This is a genomic window from Flavobacterium piscis, assembly GCF_001686925.1.
GTDB classification, from domain to species: domain Bacteria; phylum Bacteroidota; class Bacteroidia; order Flavobacteriales; family Flavobacteriaceae; genus Flavobacterium; species Flavobacterium piscis.
On record NZ_LVEN01000006.1, the window covers coordinates 29,553 to 52,653 of the forward strand.

Here is a 23,101-nt window from a genome sequence, read left to right on the forward strand (position 1 = left end):
CACGAATTTTAAAGTAACTTCATTAATAAATTTTAGACAAGGCATTAGTGAAAATTTGTGAAATTCGTGGCGAAAAAACTTAGTAAGAAAAAAAACTTTTAGCCTCTTAGAAAAAAGAAGTAAATTGGTCTAATAAAATTACAGAATGCAAAATTTAATAAAGAGAATAATAGTTTTAGCTGCGCTCGTACTTATAATAGTATTGGGTTTCAAATATTGCGAATTCAAAAAAGACGACGATTCTAGCATTGATTATAATACCAATCTTATTCAGCAGCAAATCCTTAATGTTGGTAAACTGGTCGTTACCGAAGGACATTTTTCAGAAGTCATCACCTATAAAAATCAACAGAAATATTTGATGGATATGGTTTCGTTTGAGAAGAAAGCGCTTGTTGTCGTAAATGCAAATGTTACCGTAGCCTACGATTTGCATAAAATGAAATACGATATTGATGAAAAAAATAAAACGATCACCATTCTTAATATCCCAAAAGAAGAAATAACTATCAATCCTGATATTCAGTTTTATGATGTTGAACAAAGCAAACTGAATCCTTTTACCGGAGAAGATTACAATAAAATCAACAAGTCGGTAAAAGCGAATCTCGCCAAAAAAATCGAGAAATCTACCCTAAAAACCAACGCTCAAAACAGATTAATCAGCGAATTGTCTAAGATTCTTATTCTAACCAATTCAATGGGATGGAAATTGCAATACGAAGGAAAAACAATCGAATCTGATAAAGATTTTAATGAAGATTTGAAGTTGTGATTTGCCGTATTTGCCACAAAGGCACTAAGACACTAAGTTTATTAAAGTAATGACAAGATTGTAGAAAAAACTTCTGACGTTAAAAAAAATCTGCGTTCATAAGTCTAAATCTCTAAAATCCGCGAGCAATAAATTAAACTGCTTTTTTATCGAAAATTAAATCCAATCCACCTGAAATTAAATGTGCCACTTCTGGACGTCTTTCTTTCAATTGAGATAAATAAACTATTACTTCATGTAAAAGAGGTGTTAAAGCATCCGTTAAAAGTTCTGCAATCTCAACAGCTAAAAGCCAATCATTTGGGTGATTATTTTTTAATTGATTAAATATTAATTGAAGTTCTGTTTTATTGCTATCGTTATTTCGGATATTTCGAACTGTAGCATATAAAACCTCAAGATCATCACGTTCGTCAGAATGTTTGGCTTTAATAGTAGTTGTTTTTGGAACAGAATTAATCAAATCAAAACTATTTACATCGGCTGGACCGGAAAAAGCAGAAACCACTTTTTTGCCAATTGCCATATCGTAATTTCCCCACTCAGGCTGAAACAAAATTGTTTCGCCATGCGTTACCGTACAATTTCTAAAACTAATCAGGATAATTTCTCCATGTAAGTTTCTTGATCCGGTTATGATTTCTCCTTCAACTATAATATTGCCTTCAAATTCGAGTTTTACAGTTTCATTTTCAACAATAGAATAAGCCTGCAAATCCTTCGGACTCATATCTTCAATCGCAAGATTAAAGCCTTTCAGTTTCCCAATCGGACTTCCAAAACCTTCCGGATGCGTCAAAGTTCCGTGGCCAACTAGTTCCTTTTCACGGTATGATAAAGCAGTTTTTCCTGTGGTTTGAATGTAAACCGGCTTTCCTTCCTCTTCCAGAACATTGGTAAAAACACCGGAAATTTGTAAACCTGTACTCAATTCAATAGTTCCTAAAGCATTCGAGTGAATTAGCTTCTGAATCCCCGAAAGACCTCCCGTACGTAAAGCCATTTTATTCGCAAATTCTTCCAAAATCAAACTTAAATAAGAGAAATTTGGCGTTACATAAAGTTGAGGTTGTAACTGCGTAATATCAAAATTTTGGTTGGCAGCAGAAATATCATAAGGAATTTTCTTTACGTTATCCGTCATACACCAGGCACTTTCTCCGATAGAAGATAATAATCCCGCCCCATATATTTTTGGGTTTTCAACAGTTCCAATCAAACCATATTCAACTGTCCACCAATGCAGGTTTCGAATTTGAGCCATTTCAGACAATTCCCCCATATTATTTTGCAAATCAGAAACCGCTTTTTCGGCTTCATCTATTTTTTCTTGCGGCGTATCTTCAGCTTCCTTCAAAATCGAAAGCAATCTGATCGCTTCATACATTTGATAATCTTTGTGAGAAGAAATCGCTTTACAGCCAATTTCGCCAAAACGTCTCAAATATTCAGCATATTCAGGATTGGCAATAATAGGAGCGTGGCCGGCACCTTCGTGAATAATATCCGGTGCTGGCGTATATTCAATATGTTCAAGCTGACGAATGTCTGAAGCAATAACCAAAACATTATAAGCCTGAAACTCCATAAATGCATTAGGCGGAATAAACCCGTCAACGGCAACAGCAGCCCAGCCAATTTCGGTCAGGATTCTGTTCATTCCGTACATACTCGGGATCGAATCAATTTCGATTCCCGTTTTACGTAAACCGTCTAAATAGGAACTATGCGCAACTTTCGATAAATAATCTACATTTTTACGCATTACATAACGCCAAACCGCTTGATTTATAGGAGTGTAATCACTATAGTCCTGAGGTTTAATAAATTGCTTTAAATGTTTAGGCAGTCGCTCTAATAACGGGTTTGTTTCAATACTTGCATTCATTTCGAAAACGTTGTAGTTTAGAATGTAAAATTACGAATTATGACCGCTATTTTTTGTTATTTGTTACAATTTTTTTATGCGAAATGATTTATTATTGCATTTTTCGTGAAGTTTGTCTAAAGAGCTTTTGTAGGTTTTAGGAGCTATTTCCTGCTATCCGCTATATCTTTTCCTGGCTAAAGAAGCCAGAAAAAGGATGCCGCTTCTATCAGGGATAGGGCTTTAGTTTTCAAAAGATATTATTTTTTTACGCTAGAGTCCTTTTGATTTTACAGATTTTGGAGCATTAATAAAAAAAATGAAAATTTTAGCAGTCGTTATTGTCAAAACTCACTTTTTCCATTGTTTTTTTGTAGTTTTCAATCTCTTTTTTTGTCATTGAAGCTTCTTTTAGATCTACTTTTAACTGCTTTTTAGTATCGGGGCTGATCCATAAACCGGAAAAAGTATTCCCTGTCTTCTTTACAAGCAAAACGCCGCTGAAACCATGTTCCACCATTACAAATTCGTTTTCAGCTTTTGTATTCTGCGTAGGATATATTTGAATCCATTTGTTTGATTTATCGTATCGATACATTGAGGCAAACATTAAATCGGCCGTACAAGGATTTTCTTCTGTTTGAATATAGAGCGTTATGGGAATTTTTCCATCAATAGTTCCTTTATATAAATTAGAAACCGGAGCTTGAGACTGTGCGTTTAAATGATTAAAAAAAGAGAAACAAATCAGAAAGAACAGGATAACTTTTTTCATTTTAATTAAATTGTTTTTGATAGTATTTGGATCAATCAAAATTATTTAATTTAAAATAGTATGCAATTTTATTCGTAATATTTTTAAGATTTACCCGATGAATTTCTTAATTCGTTTTCAGCATTTCTGAAATAGTCAATTTTGTGGCTGAACATATAGGCCATATTTGCGGCACGCATTTTAGCTTCTTCGGTTATTGGTCCGGCAAATTGTGCATCGATTGTGGTATTAAAAATTGCAATCCAGCGATCAAAATGCGTTTTATCTACAGGTAATTGTTTGTGTGGCGGAAAAGGCGTTCCCGAATAAGCTCTTACATCAAATAAAATAGTCTGCCAGAATCCGTACATTTTTTGCAGATGAGGTTCCCAGCGATCTAGCAGTTTATCATTAAAGATAGGACCAATCAGTTCGTCTTTTCTAACATTTGCATAAAAGCTGTTCACCATTTGTTTAATGTCTTCTAAGTTCGAAATATCTTTAAGCGTCTCCATATTTTTAGTAATTATATCAACCACAAAAATAAGCTATAACCCTAAGTTTATTCTATAAGATTTATCATTTGTGAAAATTTTATAACAGGATAGAATATTTAGGAGATGATCTAAAAGCTTGATTTTAAAATGTTTATTTATGTATTAAAAGTAAAAGTAATGTTTTGTGGCTTTTTTAGGTTTTAAATAACTGATATTTAAGTATTTGATAAAATAAAAGATAAGTTTTTGTTAAGGCAATTTTTACAAATGATGTGTATTTGTAAAGTCTTAATTATATCGATTTCGTGAAAGATTGATGTAATTTAGATGCGTTTTAATAAAAATAATCATAATAAAATGAGAGAAAATTAACTATCTAAAAACCACAAAACTTTAAAAAAAATGCACAAAACTACTCACAAACCTACAAATCGAGTAAAAGCAATTCTGACTCAGGTCATTATTATAATGCTTTTCGTTATTATCAAAACAAATGCTCAAACAGTGACACCTTTTATCACATCAGGTGATCAGACAAGATTATTACAGCAGCAATCTACAGTAAGTTTCGGGACAAATTCAGGAACTAATCCTTCTACAATTACAATAAATACCGGAACAACCTACCAAACCATGGACGGATTTGGCTATACCCTTACCGAAGGAAGCTGCGAAGTAATAAGCGCAATGGCAGCGACTCAGCAAAACCAATTATTAAACGATTTATACAATCCTGTTACAGGCTTAAACGCCAGTGTAGTTCGTATTAGTATAGCGGCTTCTGATTTAAGCAGTTCTTCTTATAGTTATAACGAAACTTCAGGAGATGTTAATATGAATAATTTCAGTCTCAACGGGCCAGATTTAAACTATTTAATACCCATTATAAAAAAGATTAAGCTTATCAATCCAAACATAAAAATATTAGCTACTTCGTGGTCAGCGCCACGCTGGATGAAAACTAATAATTCCTGGATTGGCGGAAGTTTGCAAACACAATATTACGCCGCCTACGCAAGATATTTTGTAAAGTATTTTGCAGCAATGCAAGCGCAGGGAATTTCTATTTGGGGAATCACACCTCAAAACGAACCTGAGAATCCGCATAATGAACCAAGTATGTTAATGAATTCTACAGAACAAAAGAATTTTATTAATCAGCAACTTGGGCCTCAAATGGCAGCTGCTGGTTACGGAAACATCAAAATCATCGCTTTTGATCACAATTGCGACAATACAGCTTATCCTATCGATGTTTTAAATAACAGCAGTTATGTTGATGGTGCAGCGTTTCATTTGTATTTAGGAAACATTTCGGCCATGTCAACTGTGCGAAATGCCACAAACAAAAACGTTTATTTTACAGAACAATATACAGGTTCAGGCGGAAGCTTTAGCGGAGATTTTGGCTGGCATATGCAAAACGTCGTGATTGGAAGTACCAATAACTGGTCAAAAACAGTTTTGGAATGGAATGCCGCCAATAATCCAAGTTTAGGGCCGCGTACTCCCGGAGGATGCAATACTTGTTTAGGAGCTGTTACAGTAAATAATAGTACAAGTTATACTAAAAATGTGGCTTATTATATTATTGGTCAAATCTCGAAATTTGTAAAACCGGGCGCTGTAAGGATTTCATCTTCAAGTAGTAGCGGTACAATTCAAACAGTTGGATTTAGAAATCCTGACGGATCGATTGCACTTGTGGTTTACAATTCAGGATCAGCCAATACCATAAAAGTGGTTTCAGGATCATCAGCTTTTAATTATACAGTTCCGGCATCATCAGCTGTTACTTTTAATTGGTCTGCAGGATCGCCGCCATCATCTTCTTTTCCGGGATATTACAACATTATTTCAAGAAACAGCAATAAAGGATTAGACGTTGCAGATAATTCGACTACAAGCGGAGGCCGTATTCAGCAATATGATATTACCGGTGGAGGAGGAAGTAACCAACGTTGGAAGTTTGTTCCTGACGGAAGCGGCAATTATTATATCATTGTAAAATCGACAGGATTGTATTTGGCGCCGGAAAGTAATAGTACTGCCGATGGAATAAAAGTACAGCAAAGAGCATTTTCGTCTTCAAATGAATTTAAATGGACAGTAAACAATCTTGGCGGAGGTTACTATAGTATTATTAATGTAAATAGCGGAAAATCATTGGATGTCGAAAGTGTTTCTACTGCGAATGGAGCCAATATTCAGGTTTGGGCATACACAGGAGGATTGAATCAGCAATGGCAATTGGTACAGGTTGAAGCTTCTGCAGCCAGGAAAGCTGCCGTAGAAGAAGAGGCCAGTCTCGTATCTGATTTTTCTCTTTATATCAATGTAACAAACAACTATTTAAAAATTAATACGCCAAATTCAGGTTCAGGACAAGTTGAAGTTTACAATGCTTCCGGTCAAAATGTTTTAAAAAGAAGCGTTGATTTTACAACTGGTACTGAAGCCGAAATAGAAATTTCGCAATTACCAAAAGGGATTTATGTAGTTAAAGTTAATGATAGTAAAAGCACGTATTCTAAAAAAGTGATAAAGAAATAATTACCAATTTTATTTTGGTTTGAAAAAGGCTGTCTGATTTTTAAATTCAGACAGCCTTTTGTTTTATCCAATCAGTTGTGTAAACAAATCCTGATTGTCATTTAAGTATTGAAATTCGAAACCATTTTTGGTCATATTCATTTTAATTGCCTTAATATCTTTTTTGTTTTTTAATTCTAAACCAACAACAACAGAACCCATTTCGCGACTTGTTTTTTTTGCAAACTGAAAATAAGTGATGTCATCATCAGGTCCCAGAATATTATTCACAAATTCTTTTAAAGCGCCCGGACGCTGCGGAAACTGAATCATAAAATAATGCATTAAACCTTCATATAATAAAGAACGCTCTTTTATTTCGGCAGTTCTTTCGATATCATTATTGCTTCCGCTTACTACACAAACAACTGTTTTGCCTTTTATTTGATCCTTGTAAAAATCCAAAGCAGCAATTGTTAATGCACCAGCAGGTTCAACAACCATTGCTTCTTCGTTATACAAACGCAAAATTGTCGTACATACTTTTCCTTCGGGAACCAAAATAATATCTTCCAGATTATAACGGCAGATTTCAAATGTTTTATCACCAACTTGTTTTACAGCAGCACCGTCTACAAATTTATCAATCGTTTTTAAGGCTGTATTTTTGTTTTCTTCAATCGAGGTTTTCATCGAAGGAGCACCTTTTGGTTCAACTCCAATAATTTTAGTGTTCGGACTCAAATGCCTAAAAACTTCAGATAAGCCAGAAGCCAGTCCGCCACCGCCAATTGGAACAAAAATATAATCTATTGGTTCTTTGTAGCTTTCCAGAATTTCTAATCCTACAGTTCCCTGGCCGGCAATTACTTTTTCATCATCAAAAGGATGAATAAATATTTTATGGTTTTTGATAGCGTCTGCCATTGCAGAAGCATAGGCATCATCAAAAGTGTCTCCGGTTAGCACAATTTCTACAAAAGATTTCCCAAACAATTGTACTTGTTTTACCTTTTGTTTTGGGGTTGTTTTTGGCATGTAAATTTTGCCCTGTATTTGCAAAAGATGGCATGAATAAGCGACACCCTGCGCATGATTTCCGGCACTCGCACAAACAATTCCGGTTGCTTTTTCTTTTTCATTCAACGACGAAATTTTGTTATAAGCGCCTCTGATTTTGTACGACCGCACTATTTGTAAATCTTCCCGTTTCAATAAAATAGTCGATTGAAACTCGTCTGACAGATTCAAATTTTGAGTGAGTGGAGTAGCGACAACTACATTTTCGAGTTGCTTTTTTGCAGCAAGTACTTCGTTAAATAAATTCATTTTGTTTGTTTTTTAATTTTTGCCACAGATTAAATGATTTAAAAAGATTTTTAATCTGCGGCTAGAAAAATATAGTTTTTGTTTTTACCACAAATTGCACAAATTTCCGCTAATTTATTTACTCAAACACAGGAAAATAATTTGTGAAAATATGTGTAATTTGTGGTTGTTTTTTAATTGATAAAATAAAAAAACCTCCCGATTTGGGAGGTTTAATAAATTGTATTTTGTTTACTTATTTATATAATACCTCACCATTAATGCTGAATAGCAATAATGTTAATAGAGATAATAATGATATTTAAGTTTTTCATTTCAGATAATTGAATCGCAAATGTATTAATATTTTGCGAACTACTCATCAACTTTATTTAGTTTTTATAAAAAACTGATCCCGATAGCTATCGGGAGAGACTGAAAACTGCGACTAATTATTTCTTAACCGGAGGATATTGCGCTAAAACCTTAGATACAATTTCTTTTACTCTAGCATCTTTTTTGTCGATGTTTTTGGTTAAAGTTCCAATTCCTTCACCTTGCCAGATCATTTCTTTCTTTTTAGCATCGATTAAGTCAATGAATAAAGTTCCTTCTGTAGAAGTTGATACCGTAGTTTGGTTTCCTCCGTACATCATGTAAGGATTCCATCCCCAACCCCAACCGTAACCCCATCCGGCGCTAAATTGGTTTACGTTTACTTGTTCTCTCGATTTAGTAAAAATGTTTACTAATAAATCAGGATTTTCGCTTTTTGTAAAACCTTTGGCCTGCATTTCTTCGTCTATGGCATGTAGGATACGTCTTTTATCCAAATCAGAAATTTCAACCTTATCAATTCCGGGCTTAAAAAAAGCGTACGTCTTATAAGGCGCAAAATCTACGTTTTTATCGTAATCAGAATATACACTTACCGTGCTGCATGAGGCTAGTATCAAAAGCAAAAAAACGGGTACTAATTTGAATGTTTTCATATGTTTAAAAATTTAATGTTCTTGGATTTAATTAAATACGAAACTTTTCCTAAAATAGATTTTCATCTACCATATTAGGTAAAGTTACTTTTAATAACGGCTCAACTTCCATTGCTCTTTTTATGGCAAAAACAGCACCTTCATTTCGAGCCCAGCTTCGTCTTGAAATTCCGTTATTCACATCCCAGAAAAGCATTGAAGCTAAACGCTTTGAAGCCTCTTTAGAACCATCAAGAACCATACCAAATCCGCCGTTTATAACCTCTCCCCAGCCAACTCCGCCGCCATTATGAATAGACACCCAGGTTGCACCTCTAAAGCTGTCACCAATCACGTTTTGAATGGCCATATCGGCTGTAAAACGGGACCCGTCATAAATGTTTGAAGTTTCTCTGTAAGGAGAATCTGTTCCTGAAACGTCATGATGATCACGACCCAAAACAACAGTACCAATTTCGCCTTTTGCAATGGCTTGGTTAAAAGCTTCGGCAATCTTAACTCGTCCTTCAGCATCAGCATAAAGAATTCTGGCTTGAGAACCAACCACTAATTTATTTTCCTGTGCACCCTTAATCCATTTAATATTATCCTGCATTTGCTGCTGAATTTCATTTGGAGCCGTTTTTGCCAATTCTTCCAACACCTGACTGGCGATGTTATCTGTTTTTTGTAAATCTTCCGGTTTTCCTGAAGTACAAACCCAACGGAAAGGACCAAAACCGTAATCAAAACACATTGGCCCCATAATATCCTGAACGTAACTTGGATATTTAAAATCGATATTATTTTCAGCCATTACATCAGCTCCCGCACGAGAAGCTTCCAATAAAAAGGCATTTCCGTAATCGAAAAAGTAAGTTCCTTTTGCGGTATGTTTATTAATTGCTTTCGCTTGACGACGTAAAGATTCCTGTACTTTTTCTTTGAATAATTCAGGATTATTGGCCATCATTTCATTCGCTTCTTCAAACGAAATTCCAGTGGGATAATAACCGCCGGCCCACGGATTATGCAATGAAGTCTGGTCTGAACCTAAATCAATTTTGATATTTTCTTTATCGAAACATTCCCAAACATCCACCACATTTCCTAAATAGGCAATCGAAACCACTTCTTTGTTGGCTTTCGCCGAATTGACTCTCTTCACCAATTCTTCTGTCGAAGTTACGATTTCATTTATCCAGCCTTGTTCGTGGCGAATTTTGGTAATCTTCGGATTCACTTCGGCGCAGACCGTAATACAACCCGCAATATTTCCTGCTTTTGGCTGTGCGCCAGACATTCCTCCAAGTCCTGAAGTTACGAATAAATTTCCTTCAGGATTTAGTTTTATTTTTCTGAAACCGTTCAAAACCGTAATTGTAGTTCCGTGTACAATTCCCTGCGGGCCAATATACATATAACTTCCCGCCGTCATTTGTCCGTATTGTGAAACGCCCAATGCATTCATTTTTTCCCAATCGTCCGGTTTAGAGTAATTCGGAATCACCATACCGTTGGTAACGACAACTCTTGGTGCTTCTTTGTGCGAAGGAAATAATCCCATTGGATGTCCGGAATACATTGTCAACGTTTGTTCATCTGTCATTTCAGACAAATACTGCATCGTCAATAAATACTGTGCCCAGTTTTGAAAAACAGCTCCGTTTCCGCCGTACGTAATCAATTCATGCGGATGCTGCGCCACAGCGTAATCCAGATTGTTTTGAATCATGTGCATAATCGCTTTTGCCTGCAATGATTTTCCTGGATATTCGTCAATTGGTCTTGCGTACATTTTATAATCAGGACGTAAACGATACATATATATACGACCGTACTTTTCTAATTCTTCTGAAAATTCAGCAATTAATTCAGCGTGATGTTTTGGTTCAAAATAGCGCAATGCATTTTTTAAAGCCAGTTTTTTTTCTTCGGCCGAAAGAATTTCTTTTCGTTTTGGAGCGTGGTTAATCGCTAAATCGTAAGTTGCCTTTGGCGGTAATATTGATGGAATTCCTTGTTGTATTTGTTCTTGAAAAGTCATTTTTTTTAGAGATGCTAAGTTGCTAAGATTCTAAGACGCTAAGGTATTTTAGTTAAATGAACAACAGATTAATTTTTGTTTTTTTTACTATGTTGTTCCGCTGGAGATCAAATTTTAAATTTTAGATTGTTGATTTTAGATTTTTGTAAACGTAAAATTCAACATCTGAAATTATTATACTTAATTATATCGCCCCGCTGGAACTCAAAGTTGCGAGAATGTTTTATTCTATAAATATGCCACTCCTAATGGAGTTTTCCTAGCCTTGGAAAGGCGTAATATTTATAGAAAACAATATGCGTCATTTCATAAAAGCTCCAGAGGAGCGGAATATTAATTGATGCAATTGGAATTTGGAATTTAAAATTTGGAATTTATTTAAATTATCTAATTTCCATATTGCCACATTTTCTAATTAAACTAGGGATAACGAATATCCGACCTGTGATACGATTTGTGGATTTTAATCCTAAATTTTCGCAAGAGAATATCCATATATAATTTTAGATTTTAGAGTTCAGATTTTAGAAATTGTTTGATTTTATAGGCAACGAAAAGATTTAATAGTCTAAGAAGTCTAAAAATCTAACATCTAAGAAGTCTAAAAATAAACCTCCTCATTAACACAAAACGGCATTTTTTTATTTTCAGAAAGCGCTATTATATTTTGTGCGGCACAAACAGCCATTGCATTTCGGGCTTCATATGTTGCAGAACCAATATGCGGCAAAATACAACAATTTGGCAATGATAATAACGGATTGTCTTTTTTCATAGGTTCCGGATTGGTAACGTCAAGTCCGGCGCCCCAGATAATATTATTTGTCAGGGCATAAAACAAATCATCTTCATTATGAAATTTTCCTCTTGCTGTATTGATAAAAATAGCATTGGATTTCATTTTAGCAAAAGTATCTTTATTGAAAAGTTCATTGTTTTCTTCGCTATAATTCGAATGAACGCTCAAAACATCACTTTGCGAAAGTAAAGTTTCAAAATCTACATATTGAGCATCAAGTTCTTTTTCGGCATTTTCATTATGAGAACGATTGTGATAAATGATTTTCATTCCAAATGCAGCTTTACATTTCTGAGCCATTTCAAAGCCAATTCTTCCCAAACCAAATATTCCTAATGTTTTGCCGTAGAGTTCCTGTCCTAAATTTTCTAAAGCATTAAAGCCTTCCCATTTTCCGTTTATAATTTTTTTGTGATTGTAAAATGATTTTCGGGCAACGCTTTGCATCAATAAAAAAGCAATATCCGAAGTGGCTCTGCTTAAAACATCAGGCGTGTTGCCAACAGGAATTTTTCTTTTATTAGCCGATGGAATATTGACAGCATCAAATCCGACAGAAAATAAAGCGATTCCTTTTAAATTAGGACATTGCTGAAAAAAATCTTCGTCCAGATTATTGGCTCCAACGTTTAGTAAAACATCATTTTCCTGACAGATTTTTATAAACTCATTTCTTGACAATACATTTTCTGTTGGATTTACGGTAATGCTAATGCCTTTTTCCTGAAGTAATAAAATGCCTGCTTCTGGTATATTTTTATTTATAAAAACCTTCATTTTGTATTATTTTTTGATCTGTTGGGTAATTTGTAAAAAAATTAAACACATAGAAATATAGATTTTTTATGCTTTAAAAGATTGCAAAAAAGAACTAGTTTCTTTGACATAGCTATGTGTATTTTGATAAAGTGAAACGCCTTTTTACATTTCTATTGGCTATGTTTCTATGTGTTAAAATAATTGCGTAATGTTATAACGGTTTGTTTATTCGCCCTGTTTTTTTATCAAATCCATACGGACAATGACGGCAACCACTTTTGCAGCAATAACCACGTTTTAAATGGTGTTTTTCGGTAAAACATTTATAACCTTCGGGCGTATAGTAAAAATCTTCGCCTTCGATTAGTTTATTTTCATTACTTTGCTCTTTCATAAATCTGCATAGGGTTGATGTTTCTTTTCTAAAATCAAATAAACGAATTTGATTGTGATTTTAATGAAATCGAACATTTTTTATCTACAAATTTATAAATTTTACAGCGAATGTTTCTAATTGTTGCTAAATATTTAATTCCGAAAGGATATCGCGGAATGGCTGTATTTCCGTTTGTAATTTTAAAATATGATTTTGATAAAGATAATCCTGTTTTTGTTAATCATGAAAAAATTCATTTGAGACAACAATTAGAATTATTGATTTTACCTTTTTATATCTTTTATATTTTAGAATATGCCATCAGGTTACTGCAATATAAAAATAAAGATTTGGCTTATAGAAATATAAGTTTTGAAAGAGAAGCTTATGCAAATGAAACGGATTTAAATTATTTGAAAAACCGATCTTTTTTTGGTTTTTTGAATTACATAACTTTAAAATAAAATAGATTTTGAATCAGGAAATTCATATCAGTTTTCCTAATCATATTTCGCTGACTATAAAAAGAGATGATCTCAACCATCCTTTTATTTCAGGGAATAAATTAAGAAAATTAAAATACAATTTACTTCAGGCGAAAGCCGAAAATAAAGCAACATTGCTAACTTTTGGCGGAGCTTTTTCGAACCACATTGCCGCGGTGGCTTATGCGGGGAAGGAACAGGGTTTTAAAACAATTGGTGTTATTCGCGGCGATGAACTTTTTGATAAAATTGAAGAAAATCCAACTCTAAAATTCGCTCAGGAAAACGGAATGCAATTTGAATTTGTAACCCGGGAAGAATATAGGTACAAAACGGAAATTTCCTTTATTGAAAAACTAAAAGAGAAGTTTGGCGATTTTTATTTGGTAGCGGAAGGCGGTACAAATGAACTCGCTGTAAAAGGCTGTGAAGAGATTTTAACAGGTGAAGATACCAACTTTAATTACGTTTGCTGTGCAGTTGGTACAGGCGGTACCATTTCCGGATTGATCAATAGTGCGTTGCCAAATCAGAAAATTTTAGGGTTTCCGGCGTTAAAAGGTAACTTTTTAACCGATGAAATTCGTATTTTTGCCAAACAAGATAACTGGAATTTAATTTCTGACTATCATTTTGGAGGTTATGGCAAGATAAATTTAGAATTAGTTGAATTTATTAATGCTTTTTTGAAAGAAACAAAAGTGCCCTTAGATCCAATTTATACAGGAAAGATGGTTTTTGGCGTTATAGATTTAATCAGCAAAAATTATTTTCCTGACCATTCAAAAATTTTACTCCTTCACACCGGCGGATTGCAGGGAATTGACGGAATGAATATAAAGTTGAAGCAGAAAAAATTACCAATACTCAAGAACAATGATTAAAAAAATTGTATTACTTCTCGTAATATTAGCTTTAGCAAGCTGCTCATCTAGTAAGCCTGCCATCGCGACGACCAAAAAAGCTGCAGCAGTTCAAACTAGGACAGCGGCAACCAAAAGAAGTACTCCTGTTAAACCAACAGTTAAAAATTACCCTTCGACAAATAATACAACTGAGGTTATTCAATCTACTTCAAAAACTGTTGTCACCAGCGATTTAATCAATAATTATGTTTTGCAATACAAGGATATTGCAATGGGAAACATGAAAACGTACGGAATTCCGGCGAGTATTATTTTAGCTCAGGGAATATTAGAATCTGGCGCAGGAAAAGGAGATTTGGCTGTTGATGCTAATAATCATTTCGGAATTAAATGTCATAAAGAGTGGCTGGGCGAAAGTGTGCGTCATGACGATGATTCTGCTCAGGAATGTTTTAGAAAATATCCGCAAGCAGCAGATTCTTACAAAGATCATGCTTTGTTTTTGGTTGGGAAAAAGCGATATGAAAAGCTGTTTACTTACGAAAAAGACGATTATAAATCCTGGGCAAAAGGATTAAGAGCTGCAGGTTACGCTACAGATCCTAATTATCCTGATAAATTAATCAGTTATATTGAGCGTTACAATCTGCATCAATATGATTGTTTGATTACCGGAAGAAATTATGTTCCAATAAGTAAAACAGTTGCTGCTTCAACTAAAAGTTCGACAAAACCGGTTTCTTCAAATTCAAATTCGAACGATCCAAATTTATACGAAGTTCAAAAAGGAGATACCTTGTATTCTATTTCAAAAAAATTCAACGTATTGGTTGATGATTTAAAGCAAAAAAATAATCTTTCAGACAATGCAATTTCTATTGGGCAGCGATTGAAAGTGAAATAAGTTTTTAGTTTTCATTGTCGGTTTTCAGTCTCAGTTTGAAAGTATTCAAAAATCTAAAATTCAAATTTTAAAATAGAGTTCGCAGTTTATAATCTAAAATCAGAACTCTAAAATCTAAAATATAAAAATGTTATATAAAAGAAGTAGTCAGCTTTTTGCTGAAGCAGAAAAAGTAATTCCGGGAGGAGTAAATTCACCAGTTAGAGCCTTTAAAGCGGTTGGGGGAACTCCTATTTTTGTAAAAAGTGCCAAAGGTGCTTATTTGTATGATGAGGACGGAAACAAATTAATAGATTATATCAACTCATGGGGACCAATGGTTTTAGGCCATGCATATCAGCCAGTTGTTGATGCTGTGATTGAAAAAGCAAAGTTGGGGACTTCATTTGGAATGCCAACTGAATTGGAAACCCAAATTGCCGCCTTGGCGGTTTCTATGGTTCCGAATATTGATAAAATAAGATTTGTAAATTCAGGTACAGAAGCTTGTATGAGCGCGATTCGTCTGGCTCGCGGATTTACGAAAAGAGATAAAATCATCAAATTTGCAGGTTGCTACCACGGACATTCGGATTCATTTTTGATTCAGGCCGGAAGTGGTGCCGTAACTTTTGGTTCGCCTAATAGTCCTGGAGTTACAGCAGGAACTGCAAAAGATACTTTGTTAGCAAAATATAATGATTTAGAGAATGTAAAGACCTTAATCGAAGCGAATAAAGGAGAAATAGCTGCCATTATTATCGAAGCCGTTGCCGGAAATATGGGTTGTATTCCGCCTCAAAAAGGTTTCTTAGAAGGATTAAGAGAATTGTGTACAGCAAACGGAATTTTACTAATTTTTGATGAGGTAATGACAGGTTTCCGTTTGGCTCGTGGTGGCGTTCAGGAATTGTATAATATCAATGCTGATATTGTAACTTTCGGGAAAGTAATTGGTGGAGGTTTACCTGTTGGTGCTTTTGCAGCACGCGAAGAAATCATGAATTATTTGGCACCTCTTGGCCCGGTTTATCAGGCAGGAACATTATCAGGAAATCCGTTAGCGATGGCGGCCGGATTAGCGATGTTGCAAGCTTTAGATAATGATCGTGAAATTTTTACCCGTTTAGAAGAAAAAACAGCTTATCTGGAAGCAGGAATTGATAAAGTTTTAAAAGCGAATAATGTTGCTTTTACCATCAATAGAGTAGGTTCTATGATTTCGGTACATTTTGATGCTAATCCTGTGGTTGATTTTCAAACAGCTGCAAAGGGAGATAACGATACATTTAAGAAATTTTTTCACGGTTTGTTAAACGAAGGTGTATACATTGCACCATCTGCATATGAAACCTGGTTTATTACAGATGCATTAACGTATGAAGATTTAGATTTTACCATTAATGCGATCGATAAAGTTTCAAAGACATTTTAAATCTTAAAAACTAAAAGACATTTTTCAGTTAAGGTTCAGCTTTTTAATTAAAGTTGAACCTTTTTTAGTATCGCTTTTTAATTAGTTAATGAAAAGTTAATAAGCATGTTTTCCTGCATATATTTAGAATAAAAATTATTTTTGTTTATCAAATAAATACTAAATCTACAATAAATGAAGAAATTTTTCATTTTAATTACAATGACAGTTTTTATACTGCTTTCTACTAAACAATTTGCACAATCTAAAAAGAAAGACACTAAAAAAGGAGAGTCTGCAGTTGCCTCACCAGAGAAAAAATCAGAATCTGCAATTAAAGAATATGGTAAAGTTATTACTAAAGATGCTGTTTCTGATCCTGGACTTTTTACCGTTCATAAAGTCGATAAAAAATACTACTTCGAGATTCCAAATAAGTATTTAGATAAAGACATGCTTTTGGTAAGCAGACTTTCAAAATTGCCTTCCAATTTAGGTGGGGGATATGTAAACGCCGGTTCTGAAACTAACGAACAATTAATAGTCTGGCAGCGTTTTCAGGATAAAATTCTCATCAAATCAAAATCTTATAATGCAGTTGCCAATGATACTTTACCAATTAGTATTTCGGTTAAATCAAATAATTATGAGCCAACATTGTTTGCTTTTGATATTGTAGCTTTTAGTAAAGACTCAGCGAACACAGTTATTGATGTTACTAAATTTTACAGTTCAGATGTAAAAGCCATTAGCGGAATATCTCCGGAAATGCGCGAAACATACAAAGTAAAAGGATTGGATGATTCCAGAAGTTTTATCAATACCATTAAAAGTTTCCCGATGAATATCGAAGTAATTCAGGATATGACTTATAATGCTTCGAAACCATCAATGTTAGAAGGTACAGAGTCGATTAGTATTCAGATGAATCAATCAATGGTTTTATTGCCCGAAGTGCCAATGAAACCAAGATTAGCAGATTCCAGAGTAGGATGGTTTACTGTAAGTCAATACGATTACGGAAGTAATGAGTTAAAATCTGACCTTAAAACATACATTCGCCGCTGGAGATTAGAACCTAAAGATCCCGAAGCTTATAACAGAGGAGAATTGGTTGAACCTATAAAACCAATTGTTTATTATTTAGATCCTGCAACGCCTGAAAAATTAAAAAAATATATTAAACAAGGAATTGAAGAATGGCAAAAACCTTTTGAAACAGCCGGTTTTAAAAATGCCATTATTGCCAAAGATGCTCCAACAAAAGAGGAAGATCCTGATTTTAGTCCGGAAGATATTCGCTATTCGGTAATTCGTTATGTAGCCAGTACAACCCGCAATGCCGTTGGTCCAAGTGTGTCTGACCCAAGAACCGGAGAAATTATCGAAAGTGATGTTATCTGGTATCACAATCATTTGCGTTCGTACAGGAACCGCTACTTGCTCGAAACCGGAGCAGCAAATCCTTCCGCCAGAACTTTACAAACCAGTGATGAAGAAATGGGAGAAATGATGCGAATGGTAATTGCTCATGAAGTAGGTCACGCTTTAGGATTTCCTCATAATATGGGTGCAAGTTGTGCTTATGATGTTGAGAGTTACAGAAATGGAGATTTTACGCAAGAAAACGGAATCTCGGCAAGTATTATGGATTATGCCCGTTTTAATTATATCGCTCAGCCAGGTGATAAAAATATTCGATTTATTCGTAAAATGGGAGCATACGATCATTATGCTTTGAATTGGGGATACAGAGTAATTCCGAATGCTAAGTCTCCTGAAGATGAAGTTTCGGTTTTAGACAAATGGATTTTAGAGAAAGCAGGAAATCCTGTTTTTAAGTTTGGAAAACAAAGCAGTGCTTTTGACCCAACTTCGCAAACAGAAGATATTGGGAATAATTCGATGAAAGCAAGTTCGTACGGAATGAAAAATCTGGAATATGTTGCAGCACATTTACACGAATGGACAAGCAATGTGACCAATAATTACGGAGATTTAGATGAATTGTATAAAGAAATGCTGGATGTCTGGAGCCGATATATAGGTCACGTTGTAACGAATGTTGGCGGAGTTTATGAAAATACTAAAAAGCCAAATCAATCCGGAAACATTTATGAAGTGGTTCCAAAAGCAAAACAAATAGAGGCAATGAACTGGCTACAAAACAATGCTTTTGCTTCGCCAACCTGGATCGTAAACCTAACTACTTTAAAGAATACAGATGTTGCCGGTTACACAGAAAGATTTAGAGCTTTGCAGGTACGACATTTAAATAATTTATTGAGTATTGGCCGTATTGGTCGATTAATAGATAATGAAATCCTGGGTGCAGATACGTATAAAGCTTTGGATTTATTAAAAGATACCCGAAAAGGAATCTGGAAAGAAGCGGCCACGCCAGCGAATGTAACAATATACAGAAGAAATTTGCAAAGAGGTTATATTGATAGAATGGGTGCATTAATGACCGAAGAAATTAAACCAACAGACAGATCTGCAATTTATTTTAATGTAGCACAATCTGATGTAAGGGCTTTGGTTCGCGGCGAATTAACTGCATTAAAAACTACACTTTTAGCAGCAAAATCAAGACCCGTAAATACAGAAACAAAATACCATTATGAGGATTGTATCAAGCGAATCGATTTGATTTTAAATCCGAAATAAAAATGTATAAAATCAAAAAAGAGGCTATAAAAGCCTCTTTTTTTTTGATCTCAATTACATTTTATCTTTTCTGTGATCTTTCATTTTATCTTTGTGTTCTTTTTGAATCGCTGTCCATTTTTTATATTGATCAGCATTCAAAATAGATTTCATTTTGGCATCAGTCGCTTTGTGATCTTCTTCCATTTGTTTTTTCATGGCTTTTTTCTCTGCGTCAGTTGGTGCTGCAGCGTTTTCTCCACGGCTTTTTTTCAGCATTTCCATTTTAGTACTTCTGTCAGATAAAAGTTGACCAACTTGTTTTTGCTGATCTGCGTTTAGGTTTAACTCAGTTGTTAATTTTTGCAAATGTGCCTGATCACGTTCTTGCGGAGATTTCATATCTCTATGACCTTTGTGATCTCTTTTGCCTTTGTGATCTTTTTTCAAAGCGGTCCATTTTGTGTATTGATCCGCATTTAAAATAGCTTTCATTTTAGCATCGTTTGCAGCTTTTTCAGTTTCCATTTGCTTTTTAAAGGCTTCTCTTTCTGTCGCAGTTGGTTTTGTTTTGCGATCTTTATTGGCCTCTCTAAACTTTTCTCCTTTAGCAGATCTTTCGGCTAATAATTGTTTTACTTGCGCTTGTTGTTTTGTATCTAAATTCAATTCAGAAGTTAGTTTTTGCAAATGTTTCTCATTACGTTGTTCCGGAGTTAATTTTTCTCTTTGATCACGTGTAGCTTTCTGATTGATGTCTTGTGCAAAACTTACCATTCCAACGAACAATAAAGCTGCGATAAATAATTTTTTCATAATTCGTTTTTTTTAAAAGGTTTATATCGATTAGACTTCAAGAAGTTTGCTAGGTTTAATCAGATTGTAAGATTTGTCTTTTAATTAACAGAAACTATTAATGAAAGCATAAAATAGTATTTAAAATAAAAAAGAGGCCATTCAAGCCTCTTTTTGTAACCGTTATTAGTTGTTTTCTTTTTGGTATTCTTTCATTTTTTCTTTTGCCTTATCTCTTTTTTCTTCCTGAATAGAAGTCCATTTTTTGTATTGGTCTGCATTTAGGATCGCTTTCATTTTTGCATCATTTGCGTCTTTTTCAGCTTTTAATTCATTTTTAAAAGCTTCTCTTTCTGCTGCAGTAGGTTTTTCTTTTCGATCTTTTCGTTCTGCTCTTAATTTTTCGGCTTTAGCACTTCGATCCGCTAAAAGTTGTTTTACCTGAGCTTGCTGATTCGCATCTAAATTTAATTCGGTAGTTATTTTTTTTAACTGTTTCTCATTACGTTGTTCCGGAGTTAGTCTTTCTCTTGGTTCACGATTAGGTGCCTGATCTGCTTCTTGTGCAAAACTTACTACTCCAACGAATAGTAAAGCTGCGATAAATAATTTTTTCATGATGTACGTTTTTTAATTGTTATAGTAATTAGACTTTATCAAATTGAATAGGTTTAATCTGATAATCAGAATTGTAGTTAATTTAACAAACGAAAAAGCGATTAGCAATATTGTATCCTGATTTGCAATGGTTTTTTAATTACTTTAATGATCCAGGATATGCTATTTTACACGAATAGGTTTTAAATTTGTTAGTGTATTAAAAATTTCAAAATACAATTACCAGAATACAATATGAAAGAATTATTTAATAAGAAAAATAAAAACCGAGTTCTTAAAGCTGTAAACGGAGAAATGTCGTATCAAAAATTAAATGCTGCCGAATTGCATCAATTTGTACAGCATTGGAATTATGATGACGGAATCGAGCCTTTTCTATGGATCAGCAAACAAAAACATCTGGATAAAGGAACAGCGCTTTGTTTGTATTGGATGTTGCAGCCGGATTATTTCTGTAAATTCAAAAGCGAAGAAGACATAAAAAAAGACATCAATTATGAAAGTTATCCATTAATAAAAGAAATTGAAGAAAGATATATTTCTGGTTTTTATGAAGAGCAAAATTTTTCTTTTGATCCTAAAGAAGAGTTTTTAGATGAAAATTCTAATACAACATTTATTCCGGCAGAAATGCTGAAAAAATCACCAGGAACTGTTTTCGAAAGACAAGATATCGAGTTTGCTTTTTTAAGAAATCCCAACGAAAAGGAGTTGAAAACGATTAATACGAAGATTGCAGATGCTTTAGAAATCATTCAAATTTCAAATCCTGATTTTGTTTATGATAAAATGCATGACACCATTAACGCTATAATTGAAAGTGTTGAATATTGGAAAACAAAAGAATTAGGGAAGGTAAAAATTAAGAATCTCTCTTATTTATGGATGGATTGCGTTCATATAAAACACAACTGGGATTGGATTATTTGGGATTGGGAAACCGGAAATAATATAGGAGTTACAAACGCTACGAAAGAATTGACATGTTTGGCAGATACTATTATAAACCATACAATAGATGGGTTTCAGCAATCTTCGATAATTTCAGATTTATATCAGGATTTGTCAGGAGTCAATAATTTTTATGATTTGAAAAAAGATCCTTACAGCGGTATTGGTTTGCTTTTTAGTACAGATCATTTAAAATTTAGAATATAATAACTGATGGCATTAAGAAAAATTACTGTCGAAGAAAATGTATATCTGTATAAATCCGTCACAGGATTTGGAGGTAGTACAGAGATAGCAACATTCAAAATAACGGTATTCTTAGAAAATTATAAGCAAACTCCATTGCAAATTAATTTTATTACATGGGAAGATGCATATGCAGGAAATCCTTTAAGTACGGGTGTAAAATTGAGCAAATTATCTACAAAAGATGAGGAAGTTGTCAATTTAAACAGACCTAAATATATTAGAGAATTTATTTTATATGGTTTAAAAATGGGCTGGAATGGTCAAAACAAAGTAGAGCCTATTGATGGTTTAAAAATATTGACGAGTTTAGATTATGATGTTTCTTGTCTGCATCCAAAAGACGGAATTATTATAGCGCATGGTAAAGAATATCCAAAATAAGATGATTTTTCATGATCAGAAAATTACTTCGGAATTAATTGCTTACTTTAGTAATACCAGAAGTTAAAACCAAAAACAAACGATTATGAGTTTAGATGCCACATCAAATGATACTAAAATTGCCTTTTTTTCGACACAGCCTTATGATAAATCTTTCTTTAATAAGTACAATGAAGATTTTGGTTTTGAATTGGATTTTTTCGAAACCCAACTAAATCCTCAAACGGTAATTTTGATCGAAAAAGCTACTATAGTTTGTGTTTTTGTAAACGATATTGTCAATGAAGCCGTGATTAAACAATTGGCAGAAAAAGGTGTAAAAATCATTGCATTGCGTTGTGCAGGTTTTAATAATGTCGATTTAGAAGCCGCTAAAAAATACAATATAAAAGTATGTCGCGTTCCGGCATATTCGCCTCAGGCAGTTGCAGAACATGCGATTGCGATGATTCTGACTTTAAACAGAAAAACACATAAAGCCTACAATAGAGTTCGTGAACAAAACTTTTCCCTAAACGGATTATTAGGTTTTGATTTATTCGGAAAAACAATCGGAATTATTGGGACCGGAAATATCGGAAAAGCTTTTGCAAAAATTGCTTTAGGTTTTGGATGCAAAGTGCTCGCGTATGATATTGTCACCAATGATGAAATGATAAAAGACGGAGTTAAATTTGTTTCTCTTGAAGAAATCTTTAAATCGAGCGACATTATTTCTTTACATTGCCCTTTAAACGAGCAAACTAAGCACATCATTAATAAGAAGTCTATCGATGAAATGAAAGATAGCGTTATGATTATCAATACAAGTCGTGGCGGATTAATAGAAACAGCTTGTGTTATTGAAGGTTTAAAAGAGGGTAAAATTGGATATCTTGGAATCGATGTTTACGAGCAGGAAGAAAAACTATTCTTTAGAGATCTTTCTGCAGATATTATTCAGGACGATGCGATTCAGCGTTTAATGAGTTTTCCTAATGTTTTGGTTACGGCGCATCAGGCCTTTTTTACCAACGAAGCTTTAACTCAGATTGCTTTGGTTACTTTCAGTAATATAAAATCTTTGCTAACCCATAATGATATTGAAAATAAAGCAGCTTTGCTGGTTTAAAAGAATCTTAAACT

Annotated in this window: 20 protein-coding genes; 10 read left to right on the forward strand and 10 right to left on the reverse strand. The window is 34.0% G+C overall.

Annotation, left to right across the window (positions count from 1 at the left end; all coding sequences use genetic code 11):
* The first annotated feature begins 145 nt into the window (after positions 1-145).
* The gene (locus FLP_RS04360) at positions 146-775 is read left to right on the forward strand and encodes a DUF4230 domain-containing protein (protein WP_065448316.1); all 630 of its coding nucleotides are present in this window, start codon (positions 146-148) and stop codon (positions 773-775) included.
* 133 nt (positions 776-908) lie between these two features.
* Here FLP_RS04360 and FLP_RS04365 read toward each other — a convergent pair whose 3' ends face one another.
* The 3 genes from FLP_RS04365 to FLP_RS04375 form a co-directional block, all read right to left on the reverse strand.
* A complete protein-coding gene (locus tag FLP_RS04365) occupies positions 909-2,663 on the reverse strand; it encodes an aromatic amino acid hydroxylase (RefSeq protein WP_065448317.1) in 1,755 nt (584 codons plus the stop codon).
* 307 nt (positions 2,664-2,970) lie between these two features.
* On the reverse strand, positions 2,971-3,417 hold the full coding sequence (locus tag FLP_RS04370) for a hypothetical protein (RefSeq protein WP_065448381.1): 447 nt from the start codon (positions 3,415-3,417) through the stop codon (positions 2,971-2,973).
* A gap of 83 nt (positions 3,418-3,500) precedes the next feature.
* A complete protein-coding gene (locus FLP_RS04375) occupies positions 3,501-3,911 on the reverse strand; it encodes a group III truncated hemoglobin (protein WP_065448318.1) in 411 nt (136 codons plus the stop codon).
* Positions 3,912-4,295: 384 nt separating this feature from the next.
* Here FLP_RS04375 and FLP_RS04380 point away from each other — a divergent pair, with 384 nt between their 5' ends.
* Positions 4,296-6,446: an RICIN domain-containing protein gene (locus FLP_RS04380; RefSeq protein ID WP_065448319.1), complete on the forward strand. Its 2,151-nt coding sequence runs from the start codon at positions 4,296-4,298 to the stop codon at positions 6,444-6,446.
* A 63-nt stretch (positions 6,447-6,509) separates the two neighbouring features.
* Here the strand turns inward: FLP_RS04380 and ilvA are convergent, their stop codons facing one another.
* The 5 genes from ilvA to FLP_RS04405 form a co-directional block, all read right to left on the reverse strand.
* The gene (ilvA, locus tag FLP_RS04385) at positions 6,510-7,754 is read right to left on the reverse strand and encodes a threonine ammonia-lyase IlvA (protein ID WP_065448320.1); all 1,245 of its coding nucleotides are present in this window, start codon (positions 7,752-7,754) and stop codon (positions 6,510-6,512) included.
* 431 nt (positions 7,755-8,185) lie between these two features.
* Complete coding sequence (locus FLP_RS04390) at positions 8,186-8,725, reverse strand: DUF4136 domain-containing protein (protein WP_065448321.1); 540 nt, start codon at positions 8,723-8,725, stop codon at positions 8,186-8,188.
* Positions 8,726-8,774: 49 nt separating this feature from the next.
* The gene (locus FLP_RS04395) at positions 8,775-10,751 is read right to left on the reverse strand and encodes a urocanate hydratase (RefSeq protein WP_065448322.1); all 1,977 of its coding nucleotides are present in this window, start codon (positions 10,749-10,751) and stop codon (positions 8,775-8,777) included.
* Between the two features lie 601 nt (positions 10,752-11,352).
* Positions 11,353-12,327 carry a 2-hydroxyacid dehydrogenase gene (locus tag FLP_RS04400; protein ID WP_065448323.1) on the reverse strand — a complete coding sequence of 325 codons (975 nt, stop codon included), beginning with the start codon at positions 12,325-12,327 and terminating at the stop codon, positions 11,353-11,355.
* A gap of 193 nt (positions 12,328-12,520) precedes the next feature.
* Positions 12,521-12,703: a C1orf53 family protein gene (locus FLP_RS04405; protein ID WP_059115986.1), complete on the reverse strand. Its 183-nt coding sequence runs from the start codon at positions 12,701-12,703 to the stop codon at positions 12,521-12,523.
* Positions 12,704-12,813: 110 nt separating this feature from the next.
* Here FLP_RS04405 and FLP_RS04410 point away from each other — a divergent pair, with 110 nt between their 5' ends.
* The 5 genes from FLP_RS04410 to FLP_RS04430 all read left to right on the forward strand — a co-directional run bounded on the left by FLP_RS04410 (position 12,814) and on the right by FLP_RS04430 (position 19,003).
* The gene (locus tag FLP_RS04410) at positions 12,814-13,149 is read left to right on the forward strand and encodes a hypothetical protein (protein ID WP_065448324.1); all 336 of its coding nucleotides are present in this window, start codon (positions 12,814-12,816) and stop codon (positions 13,147-13,149) included.
* Positions 13,150-13,157: 8 nt separating this feature from the next.
* On the forward strand, positions 13,158-14,054 hold the full coding sequence (locus FLP_RS04415; RefSeq protein ID WP_089477446.1) for a 1-aminocyclopropane-1-carboxylate deaminase/D-cysteine desulfhydrase: 897 nt from the start codon (positions 13,158-13,160) through the stop codon (positions 14,052-14,054).
* Positions 14,047-14,940 carry a glucosaminidase domain-containing protein gene (locus tag FLP_RS04420; RefSeq protein WP_065448326.1) on the forward strand — a complete coding sequence of 298 codons (894 nt, stop codon included), beginning with the start codon at positions 14,047-14,049 and terminating at the stop codon, positions 14,938-14,940. The genes FLP_RS04415 and FLP_RS04420 overlap by 8 nt, the downstream gene beginning before the upstream one ends.
* Before the next feature lie 127 nt (positions 14,941-15,067).
* Positions 15,068-16,354 carry a glutamate-1-semialdehyde 2,1-aminomutase gene (gene hemL / locus FLP_RS04425; RefSeq protein WP_065448327.1) on the forward strand — a complete coding sequence of 429 codons (1,287 nt, stop codon included), beginning with the start codon at positions 15,068-15,070 and terminating at the stop codon, positions 16,352-16,354.
* A gap of 174 nt (positions 16,355-16,528) precedes the next feature.
* Positions 16,529-19,003 carry a zinc-dependent metalloprotease gene (locus FLP_RS04430; protein WP_065448328.1) on the forward strand — a complete coding sequence of 825 codons (2,475 nt, stop codon included), beginning with the start codon at positions 16,529-16,531 and terminating at the stop codon, positions 19,001-19,003.
* Positions 19,004-19,057: 54 nt separating this feature from the next.
* Here the strand turns inward: FLP_RS04430 and FLP_RS25725 are convergent, their stop codons facing one another.
* Both FLP_RS25725 and FLP_RS04440 read right to left on the reverse strand, forming a co-directional pair.
* Entirely contained in the window at positions 19,058-19,798 is a 741-nt protein-coding gene (locus FLP_RS25725; RefSeq protein ID WP_243397538.1) for a hypothetical protein, read from the reverse strand.
* 165 nt (positions 19,799-19,963) lie between these two features.
* Positions 19,964-20,395 (reverse strand): hypothetical protein, encoded by a 432-nt coding sequence (locus FLP_RS04440; protein WP_065448329.1) that lies wholly within the window; start codon positions 20,393-20,395, stop codon positions 19,964-19,966.
* Between the two features lie 234 nt (positions 20,396-20,629).
* Between FLP_RS04440 and FLP_RS04445 the strand changes: the two genes are divergently transcribed.
* The 3 genes from FLP_RS04445 (at position 20,630) to FLP_RS04455 (ending at position 23,087) form a co-directional block, all read left to right on the forward strand.
* The gene (locus FLP_RS04445; protein ID WP_065448330.1) at positions 20,630-21,553 is read left to right on the forward strand and encodes a DUF4274 domain-containing protein; all 924 of its coding nucleotides are present in this window, start codon (positions 20,630-20,632) and stop codon (positions 21,551-21,553) included.
* 6 nt (positions 21,554-21,559) lie between these two features.
* Positions 21,560-21,976, forward strand: coding sequence for a hypothetical protein (locus FLP_RS04450; RefSeq protein ID WP_065448331.1), 417 nt, complete (start codon positions 21,560-21,562; stop codon positions 21,974-21,976).
* An 85-nt stretch (positions 21,977-22,061) separates the two neighbouring features.
* A complete protein-coding gene (locus tag FLP_RS04455) occupies positions 22,062-23,087 on the forward strand; it encodes a 2-hydroxyacid dehydrogenase (RefSeq protein ID WP_065448332.1) in 1,026 nt (341 codons plus the stop codon).
* The last annotated feature ends 14 nt before the right edge of the window (positions 23,088-23,101 follow it).